We start from the raw sequence: 16,186 nt of genomic DNA, 5'->3' as shown, positions 1-16,186 counted from the left end.
GAGTGAATACACAGTGAGTTCTGTCGTCGACGTTCGGGACGTTTCGTTCGCGTACGGCGGACAGCCTGCGGTCAAGGACGTATCGTTGACCATCGAGGAGGGCGATTTCCTCGGCCTGATCGGCCCCAACGGCTCCGGCAAAACGACGCTGTTGCACCTCATGCTCGGCCTGCACTCCCCCGACAGCGGTGAGATCGAGCTGTTCGGCCAGCCCGTCGACGAATTCGACCAGGGCGACCGGATCGGCTACGTCTCCCAGCAGGCGACCAGCGGCGGCGGCACCATGCCGGTCACCGTCCGCGAGTGCGTTCGGATGGGCCGATTCGCCCACGTCGGTCACTCGAGAATGACCCACGAGGATCGCGAAATAGCCGACGAAGCGCTCGAGACGGTCGACATCACGAACCTGGCCGACCGCCGGGTCAATCAGCTTTCGGGCGGCCAACGCCAGCGAGCCTACATCGCGCGGGCGTTGGCCTCGGAGGCCGACCTGCTCGCGCTGGACGAGCCGACAGTCGGCGTCGACGCCGAATCTCGAGATGCCTTCTACCAGCTGTTGGATTCGCTCAACGAGTCGGGAATCACGATCGTCCTGATCGAACACGACATCGGCGTCGTCACGGACCGCGCGAATCGTATCGCTTGCATCAACACTGAACTGTACCACCACGGCGACACCGAGTCGTTCGTCGAGAGCGACGCGCTGGCCGAAGCGTACGGGACGACGGGCACCGTCGTCCACCACCACCATTGACCGATGAGTGAGCAATGAGTCAAGGCGAAGATCACGCCGTCGACCCCGACGTCTCGAGTACGACCACTTCGACACCGGCCGCCGCGGCCGATCCGTTCCGCCTGCTCCAACTTTTCGGGATCGTCTTGGTCGGTCTGCTGGCGGCGGTGATGATCGGGTTCATCGCGCTCGACTGGCTCCGGCTGTATCCGTACGCCGACTCGTATTCCGTCGTCGAGACGTTCTACTCGGCAACGGGGATCGATCCCGGCATCGGATTCGTCTTCGAGCAAGTCATGATCGTCGGCCAGTGGATGGACTACTGGCTCGGAACGAACGTCTTCAAGCACCCGTTCATGTGGCGGTCGATCGCGACCGGCGTTCTCATCGGGATCGTCGCGCCCCTGGTCGGTACCTATCTGGTCCACCGACAGATGGCCCTGATCGGCGAGACGCTCGCACACACGGCGTTTGCTGGCGTCGCGGTCGGGCTCATCGTGATCGGGGTGACCGGTCTCGGATCTGGGGGAACGGGACTCGAGGGGTCGCTGCTGTTCATCGCGCTCGTCGTGAGCATTATCGGCGCGCTAGCCGTCCAGTGGCTCACCGAACGCACGAACACGTTCGGCGACGTGCCGATCGCGATCATGCTCAGCGGGAGCTTCGCCGTCGGGACCTTGCTCATCAGTTGGGGCCGTGGCACCGTTCCGGTGTCGATCGACATCGAGGCCTACCTCTTCGGCAGCCTCGCCGTCGTCACCGTGGGCGGTGCCCGCTTGATGGCCGTGTTGAGCGTCGCCGTCGTCGGCGTGGTCGCGTTCACGTACAAACAGCTGTTGTTCATCACGTTCGACGAACAGGCCGCGCGGGTCGCCCAGCTCAACGTCGGCTGGTACAACACCCTGCTCGTCGTCATGACCGCGGTCGTGGTCGTCGGCGCGATGCAGGTCCTGGGCGTGATCCTCGTCGCCGGAATGCTCGTGATCCCCGTCGCGGCGGCCTCGCAGATCGCCCGCAGCTTTCGGGAGACGCTCTATCTCTCGATCCTGATCGGACAGATTTCGGTGCTCGGCGGCTTCGCGTTCGCGATCGGGCAGAGCCTCCCGTCGGGCGGATCGATTATCGTCGTCGCGATCCTCATCTACGTGGTCGCAGTTGTGTTCTCCGAACGATCCGCCGCGCTTTCGATGCACTGAACGGCCGGCGGATCGGCACTAACTCCTCGATTGTGGGAGCAGGGGACGCCTTTAATCCGTCGCGGCCCGACTCGTCGAACGATGGGACGGTTATCCGCACTCTTCGATCCCCAGTCCGTCGCCGTCGTCGGTGCGACCGACCGCGAGGGTGCCGTCGGCCGGGCGATCCTCGAGAACTTGCGCGACGAGTTCGACGGCGAGGTCGTGCCGATCAATCCGACGCGCGAGGAGGTCCTGGGGCTCGAGTGCTACGCAGACGTGTCGAGCGCGCCGCCTGTTGATCTGGCGGTCGTCGTGGTTCCACCCGACGCCGTGATCGAAACCTTGCGGGACGCCGGCGAGGCCGGGACGGAGAACGCCGTCGTCATTACCGCCGGCTTCTCCGAGACGGGCGGCGAGGGGGCCACGCGCGAACGCGAACTCCGCGCGGTCGCCGACGAGTACGATCTCAACGTCGTCGGCCCGAACAGCCTCGGAATCATGTCGACGCCGAACGGCATGAACGCCACGTTCGGCCCCGAGAACGCCCTCGAGGGGTCGATTTCCTTCATGAGCCAGTCGGGGGCGTTCATCACCGCCGTCCTCGACTGGGCCAACGAACAGGAGATCGGCTTTCAGGACGTCGTCTCGCTCGGCAACAAGGCCGTGCTCGACGAGACGGACTTCGTCCGCGAGTGGGGCGAGGATCCGGACACCGACGTCATCATCGGCTACCTCGAGGGGATCGACGACGGCGACGAGTTCATCGAGGCCGCTCGCGAGGTCACCGACGACACGCCGATCGTCCTCGTCAAGTCAGGTCGGACGGACGCCGGGGCGCAGGCCGCCTCCTCGCACACGGGGGCGATCGCCGGCAGCGAGCGAGCGTACGAGGCCGGCCTCGAGCAGGCCGGCGTGATTCGCGCGAATTCCGTCCAGGAACTGTTCGACTACGCACGAGCGCTGTCGGGGCTTCCCGAACCCGAAGGCGACGGCGTCGCCGTGGTCACGAACGCCGGCGGACCCGGCGTGCTCACGACCGACGCGGTGGGGGACTCGCGCCTCGAGATGGCGACGTTCACCGACGAGACGATCGCCGCACTGGCCGAACGGATGCCCGATGAGGCAAACGTCTACAACCCGATCGACGCCATCGGCGACGCGGACGTCGAACGCTTCGGCGAGGCGCTCGACATCGCACTCGGCGATCCGAACGTCGGCAGCGCGGTCGTCGTCAGTGCGCCGACCGCCGTCCTCCAGTACGACAAACTCGCCGAGACGGTGATCGAGAAACGCGAGGACCACGACACCCCCGTCGTCACCTGTCTGATGGGCGGCGAGCGGGCGCGAGCTGCCGAAGAGGTGCTCCGGGAGTTCGGTATCCCGAACTACTTCGATCCCGCGCGAGCGGTCTCGGGGCTCGACGCGCTCGCCCGCTTCCGCGAGATTCGCGAGCGGACCATCGACGATCCCGAGCGGTTCGATGTCGACCGCGAACGGGCCCGCAAGATCCTCGCGCGAGCCGAATGCCGCGACGACAACCGACTCGGCGTCGAGTCGATGGACCTGCTCGAGGCGTACGGGATTCCGACGCCCGACGGCGAGATCGTCGACGATCCGGAACGGGCGCGCGAGGTCGCCGCGTCGATCGCAGGCGACGTCGTCATGAAGATCGTCAGCCCGGATATCTCACACAAGTCCGACATCGGCGGCGTCAAGGTCGGCGTCGCGGACGACGACGTCTACGACGCCTACGAGGACCTCGTCGCTCGAGCGCGTAACTACCAGCCCGACGCGGCGATCCTCGGCGTGCAAGTCCAGGAGTTGGTCGATCTCGACACCGCTACCGAGACGATCGTCGGCGTGAACCGCGACCCGCAGTTCGGTCCGCTCCTGCTGTTCGGTCTCGGTGGCATCTTCGTCGAGATCCTGGAGGACACCTCGGTTCGCGTCGCCCCGATCGGGGCGGACGAGGCCCGGGCGATGGTCGACGAGATCCAGGCCGCTCCGCTGTTACGTGGCGCTCGCGGCCGCGAGCCCGCGGATGTCGAGCAGATCGTCGAGACGATCCAGCGGCTCTCACAGCTCGTGACCGACTTCCCGTCGATCCTCGAACTCGACGTGAACCCGCTCGTGGCGGGGCCCGACGGCGTACAGGCGATCGACCTCAGACTGACCGTCGACGCGGAGACGCTCGAGACGGACGATACGGAGAAACCATGACCGACACCGAATCCACGGACTCACCCACCGATCCAGAAACCGGAACCGACTCAGGAGCCGGTACTGACCCAGAGACGACCGACAGCGAATCGATCGCCGCCGCGACGAGCGACGCCGCGAGCGAGCGTGACACGGACGCGATTCTCGTCGCGTCGCTCGAGGAGAGCACCGGTAAGACGGCGATTGTGCTCGCACTCGCCCGCATCGCCCAGCGCGAGGGCGACAGCGTCGGCTACATGAAGCCCAAGGGAACTCGCCTGCAGAGCAACGTCGGTAAGACGCTCGACGAGGACCCGATGCTCGCTCGAGAGTTGCTCGACCTCGAGGCGGAGATGCACGATCTGGAGCCGATCGTTTACTCGCCGACGTTCGTCGAGCAGGCGATGCGCGGACGAGAGGACCCGGGAGAACTCCGCGAGCGCGTCGTCGAGGCCTTCGAGACACTCGCGGCCGACCGCGACCGACTGTTCCTCGAGGGCGGCGGCGAGTACGACATCGGTGGGATCGTCGAACTGACCGATGCCGACATCGCAGAGCTACTGGACGCTCGCGTCGTCCTCGTCGCTCCCTACGCGGTTCCCGGGGACGTCGACGACGTGCTGGCCGCGGCCGAGGCCTTCGGCGATCGGCTGGCCGGCGTCGTCTTCAACGACGTCGCGGACGCCGCGTACGATCCGCTCGAGACCGACGTGGTCCCCTTCCTCGAGAATCGGGGCGTACCGGTCTTCGGTGTCGTGCCGAGCGAACGGGCGCTGTCGGGCGTCACGGTGGCGGAGCTGGCGGAGGCACTCGGCGCGACGACGCTCGTCGAGGGCGACACGGACGGCTACGTCGAACGGTTCAGCGTCGGCGCGATGGGACCGAACAGCGCCCTGCGTCACTTCCGGCGGACGAAAGACGCCGCCGTGATCACGGGCGGCGACCGCGCCGAAATCCATACGGCCGCGCTCGAGGCCCCCGGCGTCCGCTGTCTTATTCTGACCGGCGGCCACCGGCCGTCCGGCGCGATCATCGGGCAAGCGACGGAGCAGGGACTGCCGATCCTCTCGGTGCAGACGGACACGCTCACGACGGTCGAGCGGGCCGAAGACGTCGTCCGGAGCGGCCGGACGCGCGACGCCGAGACGGTCGATCGGATGGAGGAACTGCTGTCCGCTCACGCGGCCATCGACGCGATTCTCGAGGGTCGGTAGTCGGTGGCATCCGGGCGGACACCGGTTCTGATTTCGCGCATGCACGTCCCGACGACTCTCATGTCTGACCAAGATTAAAGAGTCCACCACGCATGAACCCAGACATGGACGACACTCCGCAAGAAATTACCTCTCTCGTCGGACGCGAGGTGTACTCGAACAACGGCGTCTTCGTCGGCGAAGTCGAGGACCTCCGCCTGAACGTCGACGGCCAGACCGTCACCGGACTCGCACTCGGCGACCTGAACTCCGAACTATTCACGGGCACGTCCCACGGCGGACAGGGCGTCATCGTCCCTTACCGCTGGGTTCGCGCCGTCGGTGACGTGATTCTGATCAACGACGTCGTCGAACGCGTCCGCCAGCCCGACGAGGAAGAGGACGAACTGATCGCCTGACGGGACCCGACACCGTTCACTGCTCGTCGATACTGTGTGGTGAGCGACTCGCACGGCAGTTCCTGCGTACGACCGTGGAATACCGATGACAAAAACGGTTCTTTCCCTCGAGACGATCGACCCGCTAGTTCCCGTTCGACCCCTCGCTGGTGCCCTCGACGCCCATCGCGTCGAACAGCGTCCGTTTGACCGCTTCCTCGGTCAACTCGAGTAAGGTATCCCGCGTATCCTCCGAGATTTCGATGCCGGTGAAGATACCCAGCGGAATCTCCGCGCTGGCCTGCGTCGAGTGACCCGCGGTCTCGCCCATCTCGCCGTAGGCGTCCTCCAATACCTTGCCAATGTTGATGCGGATGTCCTTCGAGCGACCGGCGAGGAAGATGGTCTCGTCGGCGATGCCGAAGACCGCCGTGGTGGTGACGCCCTCGAGATCGAGCAGGTGGTTGGCGGCCTGGGTCAGCGCCTCGCGGTCCCGGACCAGTCCGGCGTTCGAGACCAGGTGGCTCCCCTGGACGTCCCGGTTGGTGATCGCTTCGGCGAGGACGTCTAACGTCTCAGGGGACATCGACGGCGATTCGACCTGCTCTAACGTGTCGTGGTTGGCGAAGGGGTAGAGATACGCCGCGGCGGTGAGATCGGCGGGGGTGGTGTCGCGTTTGAAATCCAGCGTCTCGGCCCGGATACCGTAGAGGAGGGCGGTCGCGACCTCCTCGGAGACGTTCATGTCGAACTCCTGGATGTACTTCGTCATGATCGTCGACGTCGAGGACATGTTCGGCCGGATGTCGACGAACTCGGGTTCGTACTCCTCCTCGGGTTCGTGGTGGTCGACGATGATGTCCACCGAAAGATCCATCTCCGATGACGTCGCGTGGTCGACCAGCGCGACGGTGTCGTACACCGTGTGATCCTCGATCTCGTCCCACTGAACCAGATCGATTCCCAGGAGGTTGACGAACGCGCGGTTCTCCTGGTGGCCGACGTCGCCCAGATAGATGATGTCCGACTCGATGCCGAGATGGGAAGCGATGGCCTGTAAGGCCGCCGCGCTCGCGATCGAGTCCGGATCCGGACTGTCCTGCGTGACGATCGCCAGCCGCTCGGAGGTCTGCTCCAATAGCTGGGCGAGTTTCCCCGCGTTGTACTCAAGTTCGCCGGACTCGAGGGCCCGAAGCGCGGACTCGGCGATCACCGAGGAGGGGTTGATGACGATGTCGGCGCCGAGCTCCTCGAGTTCGTCACCGGAGACTGGATCGCTCGCGCGGGCGACGAGAAACTGGGTGTCGTCGACGGCGCGGACGTGTTCGACGGCCTGCTTGTTGGATTCGACGTCGGAGGCGAGGATGAGGACGACGTCGCGGTCGGCCACGAGGTCGGCGGTTTCTGGCTCGCGGATGTCGGCCGTACGGGCGTCTAAGTCCTGATCGCGGAGCGACTCGACGCGGCTCTCGTCGCGGTCGATGATCAGAACGTCCTTACCCTGTTCGACGAGTTCCTCCGCGACGGCGTAGCCGACGCTCCCACAGCCCAAGATCGCGTAGTCAGAGATCGACGAGATCGTAACCCCCGTACTCATTGAACGTGTGGTCGGCCCGACCGCACTTAACGCTCCCGAAGATTGTTACGTGGCGAATGGGCGTTCGTGTCGATACTGCCGTCGTATGGCGGGCACGTACGCTGTGAGCCGGTTGACGTATGGTTACGCCTGCCACGACGCCGTCTAAGGGAAACGTATATCCCTGCCCACGAAAAAGTCGCAGGTACAGGGCCGGTAGCTCAGTTAGGGAGAGCGTCTGACTCTTAATCAGACGGTCGCGTGTTCAAATCGCGCCCGGCCCGCTTTCCTGTCGCGAACAACTTCGTGAGCGACAGGTAACGGAACCGGCGGGATTTGAACGCAGGGAGAGCGCAGTCTCGCGAACGGAGTGAGCGAGGAAGCGATCGACCGTGTGTTCATAATCGCGCCCGGCCCGCTTCCTCGCGGCGTGTTTTTCCGAGGCAGTGTCGGTTGCGGTGACGAGCCGTTCGAGTTCGACTTGGAACACCGTCGCCGGGATCATCCCCGGTAACCTGCCTCGCTGTTAATGCACCGTGACTGGCTCGGTTACGCGTCCCGTTCACCCCTTCGACGTCGTTTCTGACGGGCAATGTGTAGGCAAACAGGTTTCGATCGTGATACTCGACCTCGAACGAGTTCGCCTCACCCTCCAGCGCGGCCTCGAAGTATGGTTCGACCTCCTCGACGAAATCGTCCGGATATATGTCGTAGACGCTGTTTCCAATCCGATCCTCCGGAGAGACGCCGACTGCGTCCACGAGCTCCCCGCCGATGGCCGTGTACCGCAAGTCATCGTCGTACAGTCCGACTGCACCGTTTGGGAAGTTTTCCGCGAGCGTCCGGTAGCGCCGTTCGGACTCCTCTAACGCACGTTCGCGTTCCTTGCGTTCGGTGATGTCACGGACGACGCCGATTCGTTTGCGCTCATCGCCGGGTAATACCGAGAAGGTCGCTTCAGCGGGAACACGATCGCCATCTGCCGTCTGTACCGCTGCTTCCAGCTTGGGACCGTCGGCGTGTCCTTCCCTGATCTCGGTTTCCGCCGTCTTTGCTTCCTCGATCGTTTCGTCGTCGACGACCAGCGAGGCGTGTGACCCGAGTAGTTCCTCCCGGGAGTAGCCGGTCAGCTCGGTGTACGTGTCGTTGACCATCGTGAAGTGGCCATCCTCGTCGACCGTGTAGATTCCGTCGTTGACGGTCTCGACGATCGTCTCGTATTTCGCTAGTTCCCGCTCGCGTTCCTTACGCTCGGTGATGTCCAAGGCCATCGTCATTCCCCCGTGGATCTCGCCATCCTGATCCGCGAGCGGCACGACGTGGAGAATCCACTCGCGGCCCTCGGACTCGCCCTCAACCGACTGCTTCTCGCCGTCAAGTGCGGCCCGGAACGCGGGTTCGATCATCTCGACCACGTCGTCGGCCCATACCTCGTGGAGGTGATGGCCTTCGATGTCGTCCCGCGAGTGGGAGAGGTCGTCGAACGCCTGTCCCTCGGCGAGCGTGTACCGAAGCTCCTCGTCGAACAGGGTGACGATCCCGTTCGGGAAGTTCTCCACGAGTGTCCGGTAGCGGCGTTCCGATTCACGGATCGCCTGCTCGCGCTCTTTTTGTTCAGTAACTTCCTGTGACAGTCCCAACGCCGCGAAGATATCGCCGGCAGCGTCGCGGACCGGAACGAAGCGGAACTGGTAGATTTTCCCGTCGATCTTCCGCTCGAGCGTCGACGTCTCCCCCTCGAGAGCGGCGTCGTAGTGCGGTGTCACGACGTCCCTGATTTGTTCCGGTAAGTCAGAAACGAGGCTCCCCTCGAGATCCGCTCTCGTTACGTCGACGTCCCCTTCCGGCACGCCACCGAACGTGATGTAGCGACTGTCGGTGTCGACGAGTGCAACGGCGCCGTTTGGGAAGTGTTCGACGAGCGTTTGATAGAGGCGTTCGGTCTCCTCGAGTTCGCGTTCGCGCTCCTTGCGCTCGGTGACGTCCCGGAAGTAGACCGAGATGCCCGTTTCGGAGGGGTGGAGATTCGCCTCGACCCAGAACTCGAGGTTGTCGTTGTAGAATTCGAGGTGGGTCGCCTCCTGTGAGTTCATCGCCGTCTCGAAAGCGTTCCGAACATCGTCCATTCGGTCGATCGCGGGGAACGCGTCCCAGAGGTTCTCGCCGAGCAACTCTTCTTCGGAGTGCTGGAGAAGCTTCTCGGCGCGGTCGTTGACGTGCGTGAATCGATACTCCTCGTCGACCGCGTAGAAGGCGTCGGAGATCCGGCCGAACACCTGCTGGAGTTCGCTCTCGAGTTCCCGTTCGCGCTCGTACCGATCGGTCATATCGCGGGTGATCTTCAGGTATCCTCGAGGGGACCCAGCCTCGTCCCGAACCGCCGTGATCGTCACGTTCGCCCAGAACCGCGTACCGTCCTTTCTGACGCGCCAGCCGTCGTCTTCGATGGACCCCGCTTCGGTGGCTCGTTCGAGATTCCGTTCGGGAACGCCCGCTGCTCGATCGTCCTCGGTGTAGAACGTCGAGACGTGTTCGCCGAGGATTTCCTCGGCGTCGTATCCCTTGATCTCCGTCGCCCCCTCGTTCCAGCTGACGACGTGACCCGCCGGATCGAGTCGAAAGATCGCGTCCTCCTCGACGGCGTCGACCAGCGACTGAAACTGCTCTTCGGTTTCACGGCGGGCATCCTCCGATCGCTTCCGATCCGTGATATCGTAGTAGAGTTCGATTCGGCCGCCGGCGTACTCGCCCGATTCGATCGGTTTGCTCCGGTGCTCGAGCCAGCGTTCCTCGCGGTCGTCTCCCGCCGTGATGCGGCATTCGAACTCCTTGATGTAGCTATTGTCGTCGTACGTTGCCAAGACCGTCTCCGCAAATCTGTCTGACTCGTCGACTGTATCCGCGACGAGTTCGTGGACGACCCGTCGTTTGTCGCGGCCGATGAGGGCGTCTCGATCGAGGCCGAAGTACCGTTCGATCGTCTCGTCGGCCCACGCGACCTCGAATGCGTCGTCGAGAACGAAGACGCCGATATTCGCCTCGTCGAGAACGCTCGTGATCGAATCGTACGACGCCCGTGCGGACTCGAGCGTGGCCACCCGCCGCTTTTCTTCGGAGACGTCCGGACGACGCCGATCGATCCTCGAAACGCTTCCTCTTCGAGTAACAGGTTGATCCGTAGTTCACACGGAACCGCGTCTCCATCGGCCGTTTGGACGCCGATTTCGAAGGTCGCGACGTCCTCACCGTCCGTTTCGATCCGGCTCACGATTTTGCGTTCGATGCGTTCGACGTCGTCATCGGTGAGCACGAGCGAGACGTGTTCACCGACCAGGTCGGCGCGAGAGTATCTTAAACCGTCCGCTGATTCTGAGCCGTCAGGCTCCCGGTCGCGGGAACGATCCGTAAGCGTCGGCACGGGCGAACCGGCGTCGAGGCCGTTCGATCGTCGAGTTGGAATCGGTCCCAGTTCCTTGCTATCCCCAGTGAGCGATTACGCGAGAAAAGATGTCTCTACAGCGATTACTCTGCCGGAACTACTCAGGAGCGTCCTCGAGTCGAACCACAACTTCCGGACCCTCGCGAACGACGATATCGAACCCGTTGTAGGAAAACTCGACGTGGAGGCCGGAGCCGGTTCGACGCTCGTGGGGTTCGAAAAGCGCGTTGAGCGCATCCGGATTGATGACGTCGTAGAGCGGCGGTAGCTCGACCGGGTCCGTCCCCGAGACAGCCGCGATGGCCTCGATAACGGCGAGAGAAGCCGTCTGGTCCCCCGTGAAATCGTGGTGGACGCTGTTCGGAGAGCTACTCCCGGCGGTAGCATCAAGAGGTGGTTCTGGCTTCATGAAACTACTTGTCCTAACGCCATTGTTCTTCTATAAAAGCGTGTCCAATTCCTCGTCGTTTATATACGCAATCAGGCGTGTATGGATTCGATTACCCTCAAATGACAGCTAAAAATGAGTGTCAGCTACACAAATACTGTCTCCCGCTCGAGAAAATCAGTCTCCCTCGAGGCCGCGTGACGCTCGAGAGCGGAACCGAACCGGACTGCAACACACCGAGTCGGAACGGCGTGCGTCGGCGATTCAGACCGCCGTCACCGGTCGTCTCGAACGCCGTCGGGGAACTCGTTCCCCTCGAGACCGACGGTCCCGGAATCGCCGATGATACGAAGGGAGTACCCATCACCGACGGACCGTGCGACCGTGTTCTCGATCGTGACGTCGTCCCCGCCGTTGACGACGATCGGCGTGTGCGTCGTCACGAACTCGCTGTCGGCGACGACGTACTCCGATCCCCGCAGTTCGATCCCGCGTCGACTGTCACCACCCACCTGTTCGACGTCGAGATCAACGAACCGGCAACCGGACCGTTCACAGAAGATCGCGTGGCGATTTCGGGTTCCCATCGCATCACCGGTGATACGAACGTCCTCGAGAACGACCGGTTCGGCGTCCCCGCCGAGGATTCGAACCGCGTTGGCGCTGCCGTCGATGTCGATCGCGACGTCCTCGAGTGTCGTCGCTCCTGCTTCGGGATCGATCCGAATGCCGCTGTTCGGTCGGTCGCCGACGGCGAGTTCGGAGTTCGAGATCGAGGCGCTGTCGACGTCGTTCATGATCCTGATCGCGTCGCCGTTCGGCTGTGGGACGTCGACGGTGAGGTTCTCGAGGATCTGATCCCCGCCGTCGAGTCGAATCGCGTGCTGGCCCTTCGAGTCGTGCGGATCGTCGTCGACGACGACGGTCGCGTCCCTGATCCGGCCCTCCGTCCCGCTGAGGCGGATCGACGCGGTGGCGCTGTTCTGGAATCGGCCGCCGTCCACACCGACGCGCCCGGTCTCGTTCGACGCGTACAACCCGTTGTCGGGGAACCCACCCAGGCTGCAGTCCTCGAAGACGAGCGTTCCGCGGTGAGCCGGGTTGACGATGATGCCGGTCGCGCCGCGCCACCTGTTCCCTGCGTTTGGCGTCTCGTCGACGTGGACGGCACCGTCCTCCGCGTGGAATCCGGCAACGACCCCTTCTCCGTCTGGTTCGGTAACGTTGAACAGCCCCGGCCCCCAGGTCCCGCTGTCGTGGACGCCGCGGATGGTGACGTTCCGGACAACGAGTCCGTCTTCGACTTCGGCGTTGATGAGTCGGATCCCCGTCTCGTCGGCGGTCTGGTCGACGTCGAAGCCCTCGAACCGAAGGTCGCGACCGGGAGCGTCGTTGGTCCCCAGTCGGAACAGGCGATACTGCGGCCCGTCGAACTCGTGGTACGTCGCCGGAACCAGCGTCGCGTTCTCGCCGACGAACCCGACGTTTTCGAACCCGGTGAACCGCAACTGCTCGTCCACGTAGTATCGTCCCTCCGGGAACGTGAGCAGCGTATCGTCACCGATGATCGACCGTAACACGGATGTGATCGGTTCGTTCCCGTTGGGATCCGCACCGGCTTCGACGACGTCGACGACGGTCTCGTACTGGGCTTCGATCTCCTCCTGGTCTTCAGCTTCGTCCGATCCCCCGGTCTCCTCCTGGTCCTCCGTTTCGTCCCGTTCTTCGGTTTCGTTCGACTCCTCGATAAAGCACTCCTCGTCGGACTGGTCCGCGGCCGCTACACCGGTGACTGATAGCGTCCCGAGCCCGATGAGAGTTCCTCGTAGATACGATCGTCTCCCAATCCTCCGACTGTGTGAATCGTCTGAAGTCACGTCCATCGGTCGACACCGAGGGTTCTTACGTATATTCGCGGTAATCCCTCCCAAAACTGTCGCAGTTTTCGAACGGGTCGAACAACGGTCTCTGGCTGGAATGCGAGCGATTGAAGGGGTATCAACGCCTCGGCTGCTCGAGCAGTTAGCCCAGAACTAGCCGAATTATCGACTAACGCGGTGGATGAAACAGTTGTGCTGACGTGGAGGGCCGATTCGGCGGGAATCGCGTCTCCGGTTAACGCACCGAATGAGATGTCCTCTTCTGCCGGAATAACCGGCCTATAAGGCTGAAACCCGCGTACACTCGAGTACCCATGTCCATCACCTACGAGGGTATCACGTTCGAACGGATCGGCCACGCGAGCAAGCGACTCGAGACCGACGACGGCCGAGTCATCTACGTCGATCCGTGGAGCGAGGTTCTCGACGACGAACCGGGCGACGGCGATATCGTCTTCGTCACCCACGACGACTTCGATCACTACGATCCCGAGGCGATCGAGGCCGTCGCCGGCGACGACGTCACGGTCGCGGTCTTCGAGGCTGTCGACGCGAGCGACCTCTCGTACGACGTCGTCGACCTCCCCCACGAGGGCGAACTGACCGTGGACGGCATCGAGGTCCGAACGGTCCCGGCTTACAACGACCCCGACGGCGAGCACGTCGACGACGACGGCTCCCCGTTCCACGCCGAGGACGAAGTGATCGGACTCCTGTTCGACCTCGAGGGGACGACAATCTTCTTCCCGTCGGACACGGACTTCCTCGAGCACCACGAGTCGATCACAGCGGATGTGTTCGTGCCTCCGATCGGCGGCCACTTCACGATGGATCGCCACGAGGCCGCCGACTTCGCTCGGAACGTCCAGCCAGACCTGGTACTTCCGGAACATTACGACACCTTCGAGCCGATCGAAACCGACGCCGAGGCGTTCGCCGCGGAACTCGAGTCCGACGGCATCCGCGTCGAACTGTTCTAACCGCACCAGAGTACCAGTGGTACTGCGTTTTTGACGGTGATCCTCGCCGATATGGGCCTCTGTGGAGTGTCCAATTGATACCCTCTCAATTTGGGACAAGCCTCTTTTCCGAACGGTCACGAGCAGTGATATGGTCCATCACAACCACAGCCGTCGGCCGGACGACGATCGTGTGGAGATTCGGACCGTGCGTGACGAATCGGAATCGGTCACACGCATGATTTTGCGAGGATTATCTGTGATGAAAAACGTCCCAATCAGGGAGCTCGATCCGCTCTACGAACAGGTCGAGACCGAAGCGCTGGACAGTCTCCTCACTCACGCGGAGGGAGCTGAGAGTACTGTCAGCGTCGAGTTCACGACCGACAATCACACAGTCGTCGTCACCCACCACGACTGCGTCTGTGTTCGCAACGACGATCACCTCGCACCAACGTAGGGAGCGCTCACGAACCGCGTTCTACCGAGTCCTCGAGTCGGTGCCGACGAGCGATCGGTGCGACTGAACGCGGCTATCCGAGCGGGTGTGTGCGGGTTGGTTGCTCCGGTCGATTGCTTCCGTCCATTCTTCGGCGATTGAACCGTCGTTTCGACGAGCGGGCCGTCGGTGCTCATCCACGTACCGGGCGTAGTCTTCCCGCGGCCTGGGAACTCCCGACGGGTGAAATACCGTTCCGGATCGAACGATCAGCTATGTCAGCCGAGCCACCCGAGACCGACGACGAAATCAGACGCACGGTCGTCGACCGCGTGCGGGAGGTCCAGATTCCCGGTGGCGACCCGATCAGCGAGCAACTGCTCGAGGACGTCATCGTCGAGGACGGCATCGTCACGTTCGTCGTGAACTTCGGCCGACTCGATCAGCGGCTGGGTACTCGAATCACCGACCAGCTGTACGGTGCCGGACTCGCAACCGAAGGGGTCGACCACGCGCGCGTCGAGGCCGTCGACGCGGAGGCACCCGAGACTGGGCTTCCAGTCACCGGCGTCGACTCGCTGATCGCCGTCGGCAGCGCGAAAGGCGGCGTCGGCAAGACCACGGTGACCGTCTCGCTCGCGCGGGCGCTCGATGCGGCGGGTCTGGACGTCGCCGTCTTCGACGCGAACGTTCACGCCCCCGACGCACCGGATTTGCTCGAGGCCGAAGGGCCGGTGCAGTCGACGCCCTCGGGCGGTCCGATGCCCGTACTGGCGGACGGGATCGAGGTCATTAGCGTCGAACTGATCGCCGAGGACGGGCCGGTCGCCTGGCGGGGGGCGATGGTCCACGACGTCGTCACCGACCTGCTCGGGAACGCCGTCTGGGCGGACCGAGACGTGTTACTCGTCGATCTCCCCCCGGGCATCGGCGAAGCCGTGACCACGCTGGTCCAGCAAGCGCCGCTCGACGGCGCGCTGCTCGTCAGTACGCCGACCAGCGCCGGCACTCGGTCGGCCGAGCGAACCGGTGCGCTGTTCGAAGCCTACGGCGTCCCGACGATCGGCGTCGTTCCGAACATGGTCGCGACCGACGAGGAGGGCCTCGAGTCCCCATACGAGGGCGACGGCCGAGCCCTCGGAGACGAGATCAATTCGGTTGAGGTTGCAAACGAATCGCTCGAGCCGGTGCCCTTCGATCCGTCGCTCCGGGAGCCGTTGACGAGCGATTTCGACGAGCCGGCGACGGCAGGGGAAGCCGCGATCGAAGCCCTCGCATCGGACGTCCGGGAGTTCCTCGCGGGGTCGAACGGCCCCGAGGTGCCCGAGGACGCGGTCGATCTGCGCGGGCTGCCACCAGCTGCGGTGCAGCGACACTCGGTCGCCGAGTTCGGCGTCGGCGACGCGACAATCTCGGTACTGATGCGGGGCGACCCGGAAGAGCTCGTCGAGGTCGTGGAGACGGCACTCGAGTCCGACGGCCGGTCGATCGCCGAATCGAGAATCGACGATCTCGGACGGGACGGCTGGGTCATCGAATTCGAGCCCGAAAGCGACGCGGCGACGCCGTCGACATCCGAGCCGCCGGCGTAGCTGGCCCCATCGGTTTACAGCCCGTTTTTTCAGTTGTCGTGTGAGCGGGACTCGAGCCGAGCGTGGCGTCGAGTGTAGTGTAGTTCGGGGACCCCTCGAGACTGGCACTGACGGCCCTTACATGCTCCCGGTTACGGTGAGATCGTCGACTCATCGTTCGGGGCGACTCTGGACACTGTCATAAAAGCCCACTATTCGCAGGATTTCCCGCG

At 63.7% G+C, this 16,186-nt stretch carries 12 protein-coding genes and 1 tRNA gene; 9 read left to right on the top strand and 4 right to left on the bottom strand.

Annotation, left to right across the window (positions count from 1 at the left end; all coding sequences use genetic code 11):
- The first annotated feature begins 13 nt into the window (after positions 1 to 13).
- From ACSFC5_RS10905 to ACSFC5_RS10885, 5 genes are all read left to right on the top strand, one after another.
- The gene (locus ACSFC5_RS10905; protein WP_440765277.1) at positions 14 to 754 is read left to right on the top strand and encodes a metal ABC transporter ATP-binding protein; all 741 of its coding nucleotides are present in this window, start codon (positions 14 to 16) and stop codon (positions 752 to 754) included.
- A 14-nt stretch (positions 755 to 768) separates the two neighbouring features.
- The gene (locus tag ACSFC5_RS10900) at positions 769 to 1,929 is read left to right on the top strand and encodes a metal ABC transporter permease (RefSeq protein ID WP_440765276.1); all 1,161 of its coding nucleotides are present in this window, start codon (positions 769 to 771) and stop codon (positions 1,927 to 1,929) included.
- Between the two features lie 81 nt (positions 1,930 to 2,010).
- Positions 2,011 to 4,131 carry an acetate--CoA ligase family protein gene (locus ACSFC5_RS10895; RefSeq protein WP_440765275.1) on the top strand — a complete coding sequence of 707 codons (2,121 nt, stop codon included), beginning with the start codon at positions 2,011 to 2,013 and terminating at the stop codon, positions 4,129 to 4,131.
- Positions 4,128 to 5,324: a phosphotransacetylase family protein gene (locus ACSFC5_RS10890; protein ID WP_440765274.1), complete on the top strand. Its 1,197-nt coding sequence runs from the start codon at positions 4,128 to 4,130 to the stop codon at positions 5,322 to 5,324. The genes ACSFC5_RS10895 and ACSFC5_RS10890 overlap by 4 nt, the downstream gene beginning before the upstream one ends.
- Before the next feature lie 104 nt (positions 5,325 to 5,428).
- Positions 5,429 to 5,722: a PRC-barrel domain-containing protein gene (locus ACSFC5_RS10885; RefSeq protein ID WP_440765273.1), complete on the top strand. Its 294-nt coding sequence runs from the start codon at positions 5,429 to 5,431 to the stop codon at positions 5,720 to 5,722.
- Between the two features lie 124 nt (positions 5,723 to 5,846).
- Here the strand turns inward: ACSFC5_RS10885 and ACSFC5_RS10880 are convergent, their stop codons facing one another.
- A complete protein-coding gene (locus ACSFC5_RS10880) occupies positions 5,847 to 7,298 on the bottom strand; it encodes a DHH family phosphoesterase (RefSeq protein WP_440765272.1) in 1,452 nt (483 codons plus the stop codon).
- Between the two features lie 189 nt (positions 7,299 to 7,487).
- On the opposite strand from ACSFC5_RS10880, the gene ACSFC5_RS10875 reads away from it, so the two are divergent.
- Positions 7,488 to 7,561: transfer RNA gene (locus ACSFC5_RS10875), tRNA-Lys, on the top strand.
- Positions 7,562 to 7,675: 114 nt separating this feature from the next.
- Here ACSFC5_RS10875 and ACSFC5_RS10870 read toward each other — a convergent pair.
- The 3 genes from ACSFC5_RS10870 to ACSFC5_RS10860 form a co-directional block, all read right to left on the bottom strand.
- Positions 7,676 to 10,375, bottom strand: a complete 2,700-nt coding sequence (locus ACSFC5_RS10870; RefSeq protein WP_440765271.1) for a PAS domain-containing protein — start codon at positions 10,373 to 10,375, stop codon at positions 7,676 to 7,678.
- Positions 10,376 to 10,813: 438 nt separating this feature from the next.
- Entirely contained in the window at positions 10,814 to 11,125 is a 312-nt protein-coding gene (ddfA, locus tag ACSFC5_RS10865) for a DdfA family disk-determining factor (protein WP_440765270.1), read from the bottom strand.
- Between the two features lie 254 nt (positions 11,126 to 11,379).
- Entirely contained in the window at positions 11,380 to 12,987 is a 1,608-nt protein-coding gene (locus tag ACSFC5_RS10860; RefSeq protein ID WP_440765269.1) for a hypothetical protein, read from the bottom strand.
- 311 nt (positions 12,988 to 13,298) lie between these two features.
- Between ACSFC5_RS10860 and ACSFC5_RS10855 the strand changes: the two genes are divergently transcribed.
- From ACSFC5_RS10855 to ACSFC5_RS10845, 3 genes are all read left to right on the top strand, one after another.
- On the top strand, positions 13,299 to 13,964 hold the full coding sequence (locus tag ACSFC5_RS10855) for an MBL fold metallo-hydrolase (protein WP_440765268.1): 666 nt from the start codon (positions 13,299 to 13,301) through the stop codon (positions 13,962 to 13,964).
- Between the two features lie 130 nt (positions 13,965 to 14,094).
- Positions 14,095 to 14,403: a HalOD1 output domain-containing protein gene (locus ACSFC5_RS10850; RefSeq protein ID WP_440765267.1), complete on the top strand. Its 309-nt coding sequence runs from the start codon at positions 14,095 to 14,097 to the stop codon at positions 14,401 to 14,403.
- 254 nt (positions 14,404 to 14,657) lie between these two features.
- Positions 14,658 to 15,974, top strand: coding sequence for a P-loop NTPase (locus ACSFC5_RS10845; RefSeq protein ID WP_440765266.1), 1,317 nt, complete (start codon positions 14,658 to 14,660; stop codon positions 15,972 to 15,974).
- Positions 15,975 to 16,186: the final 212 nt, after the last annotated feature.

This window comes from Natronorubrum marinum, from assembly GCF_052040125.1.
GTDB lineage: Archaea > Halobacteriota > Halobacteria > Halobacteriales > Natrialbaceae > Natronorubrum.
This window is presented reverse-complemented; position numbering and strand designations above follow the sequence as displayed.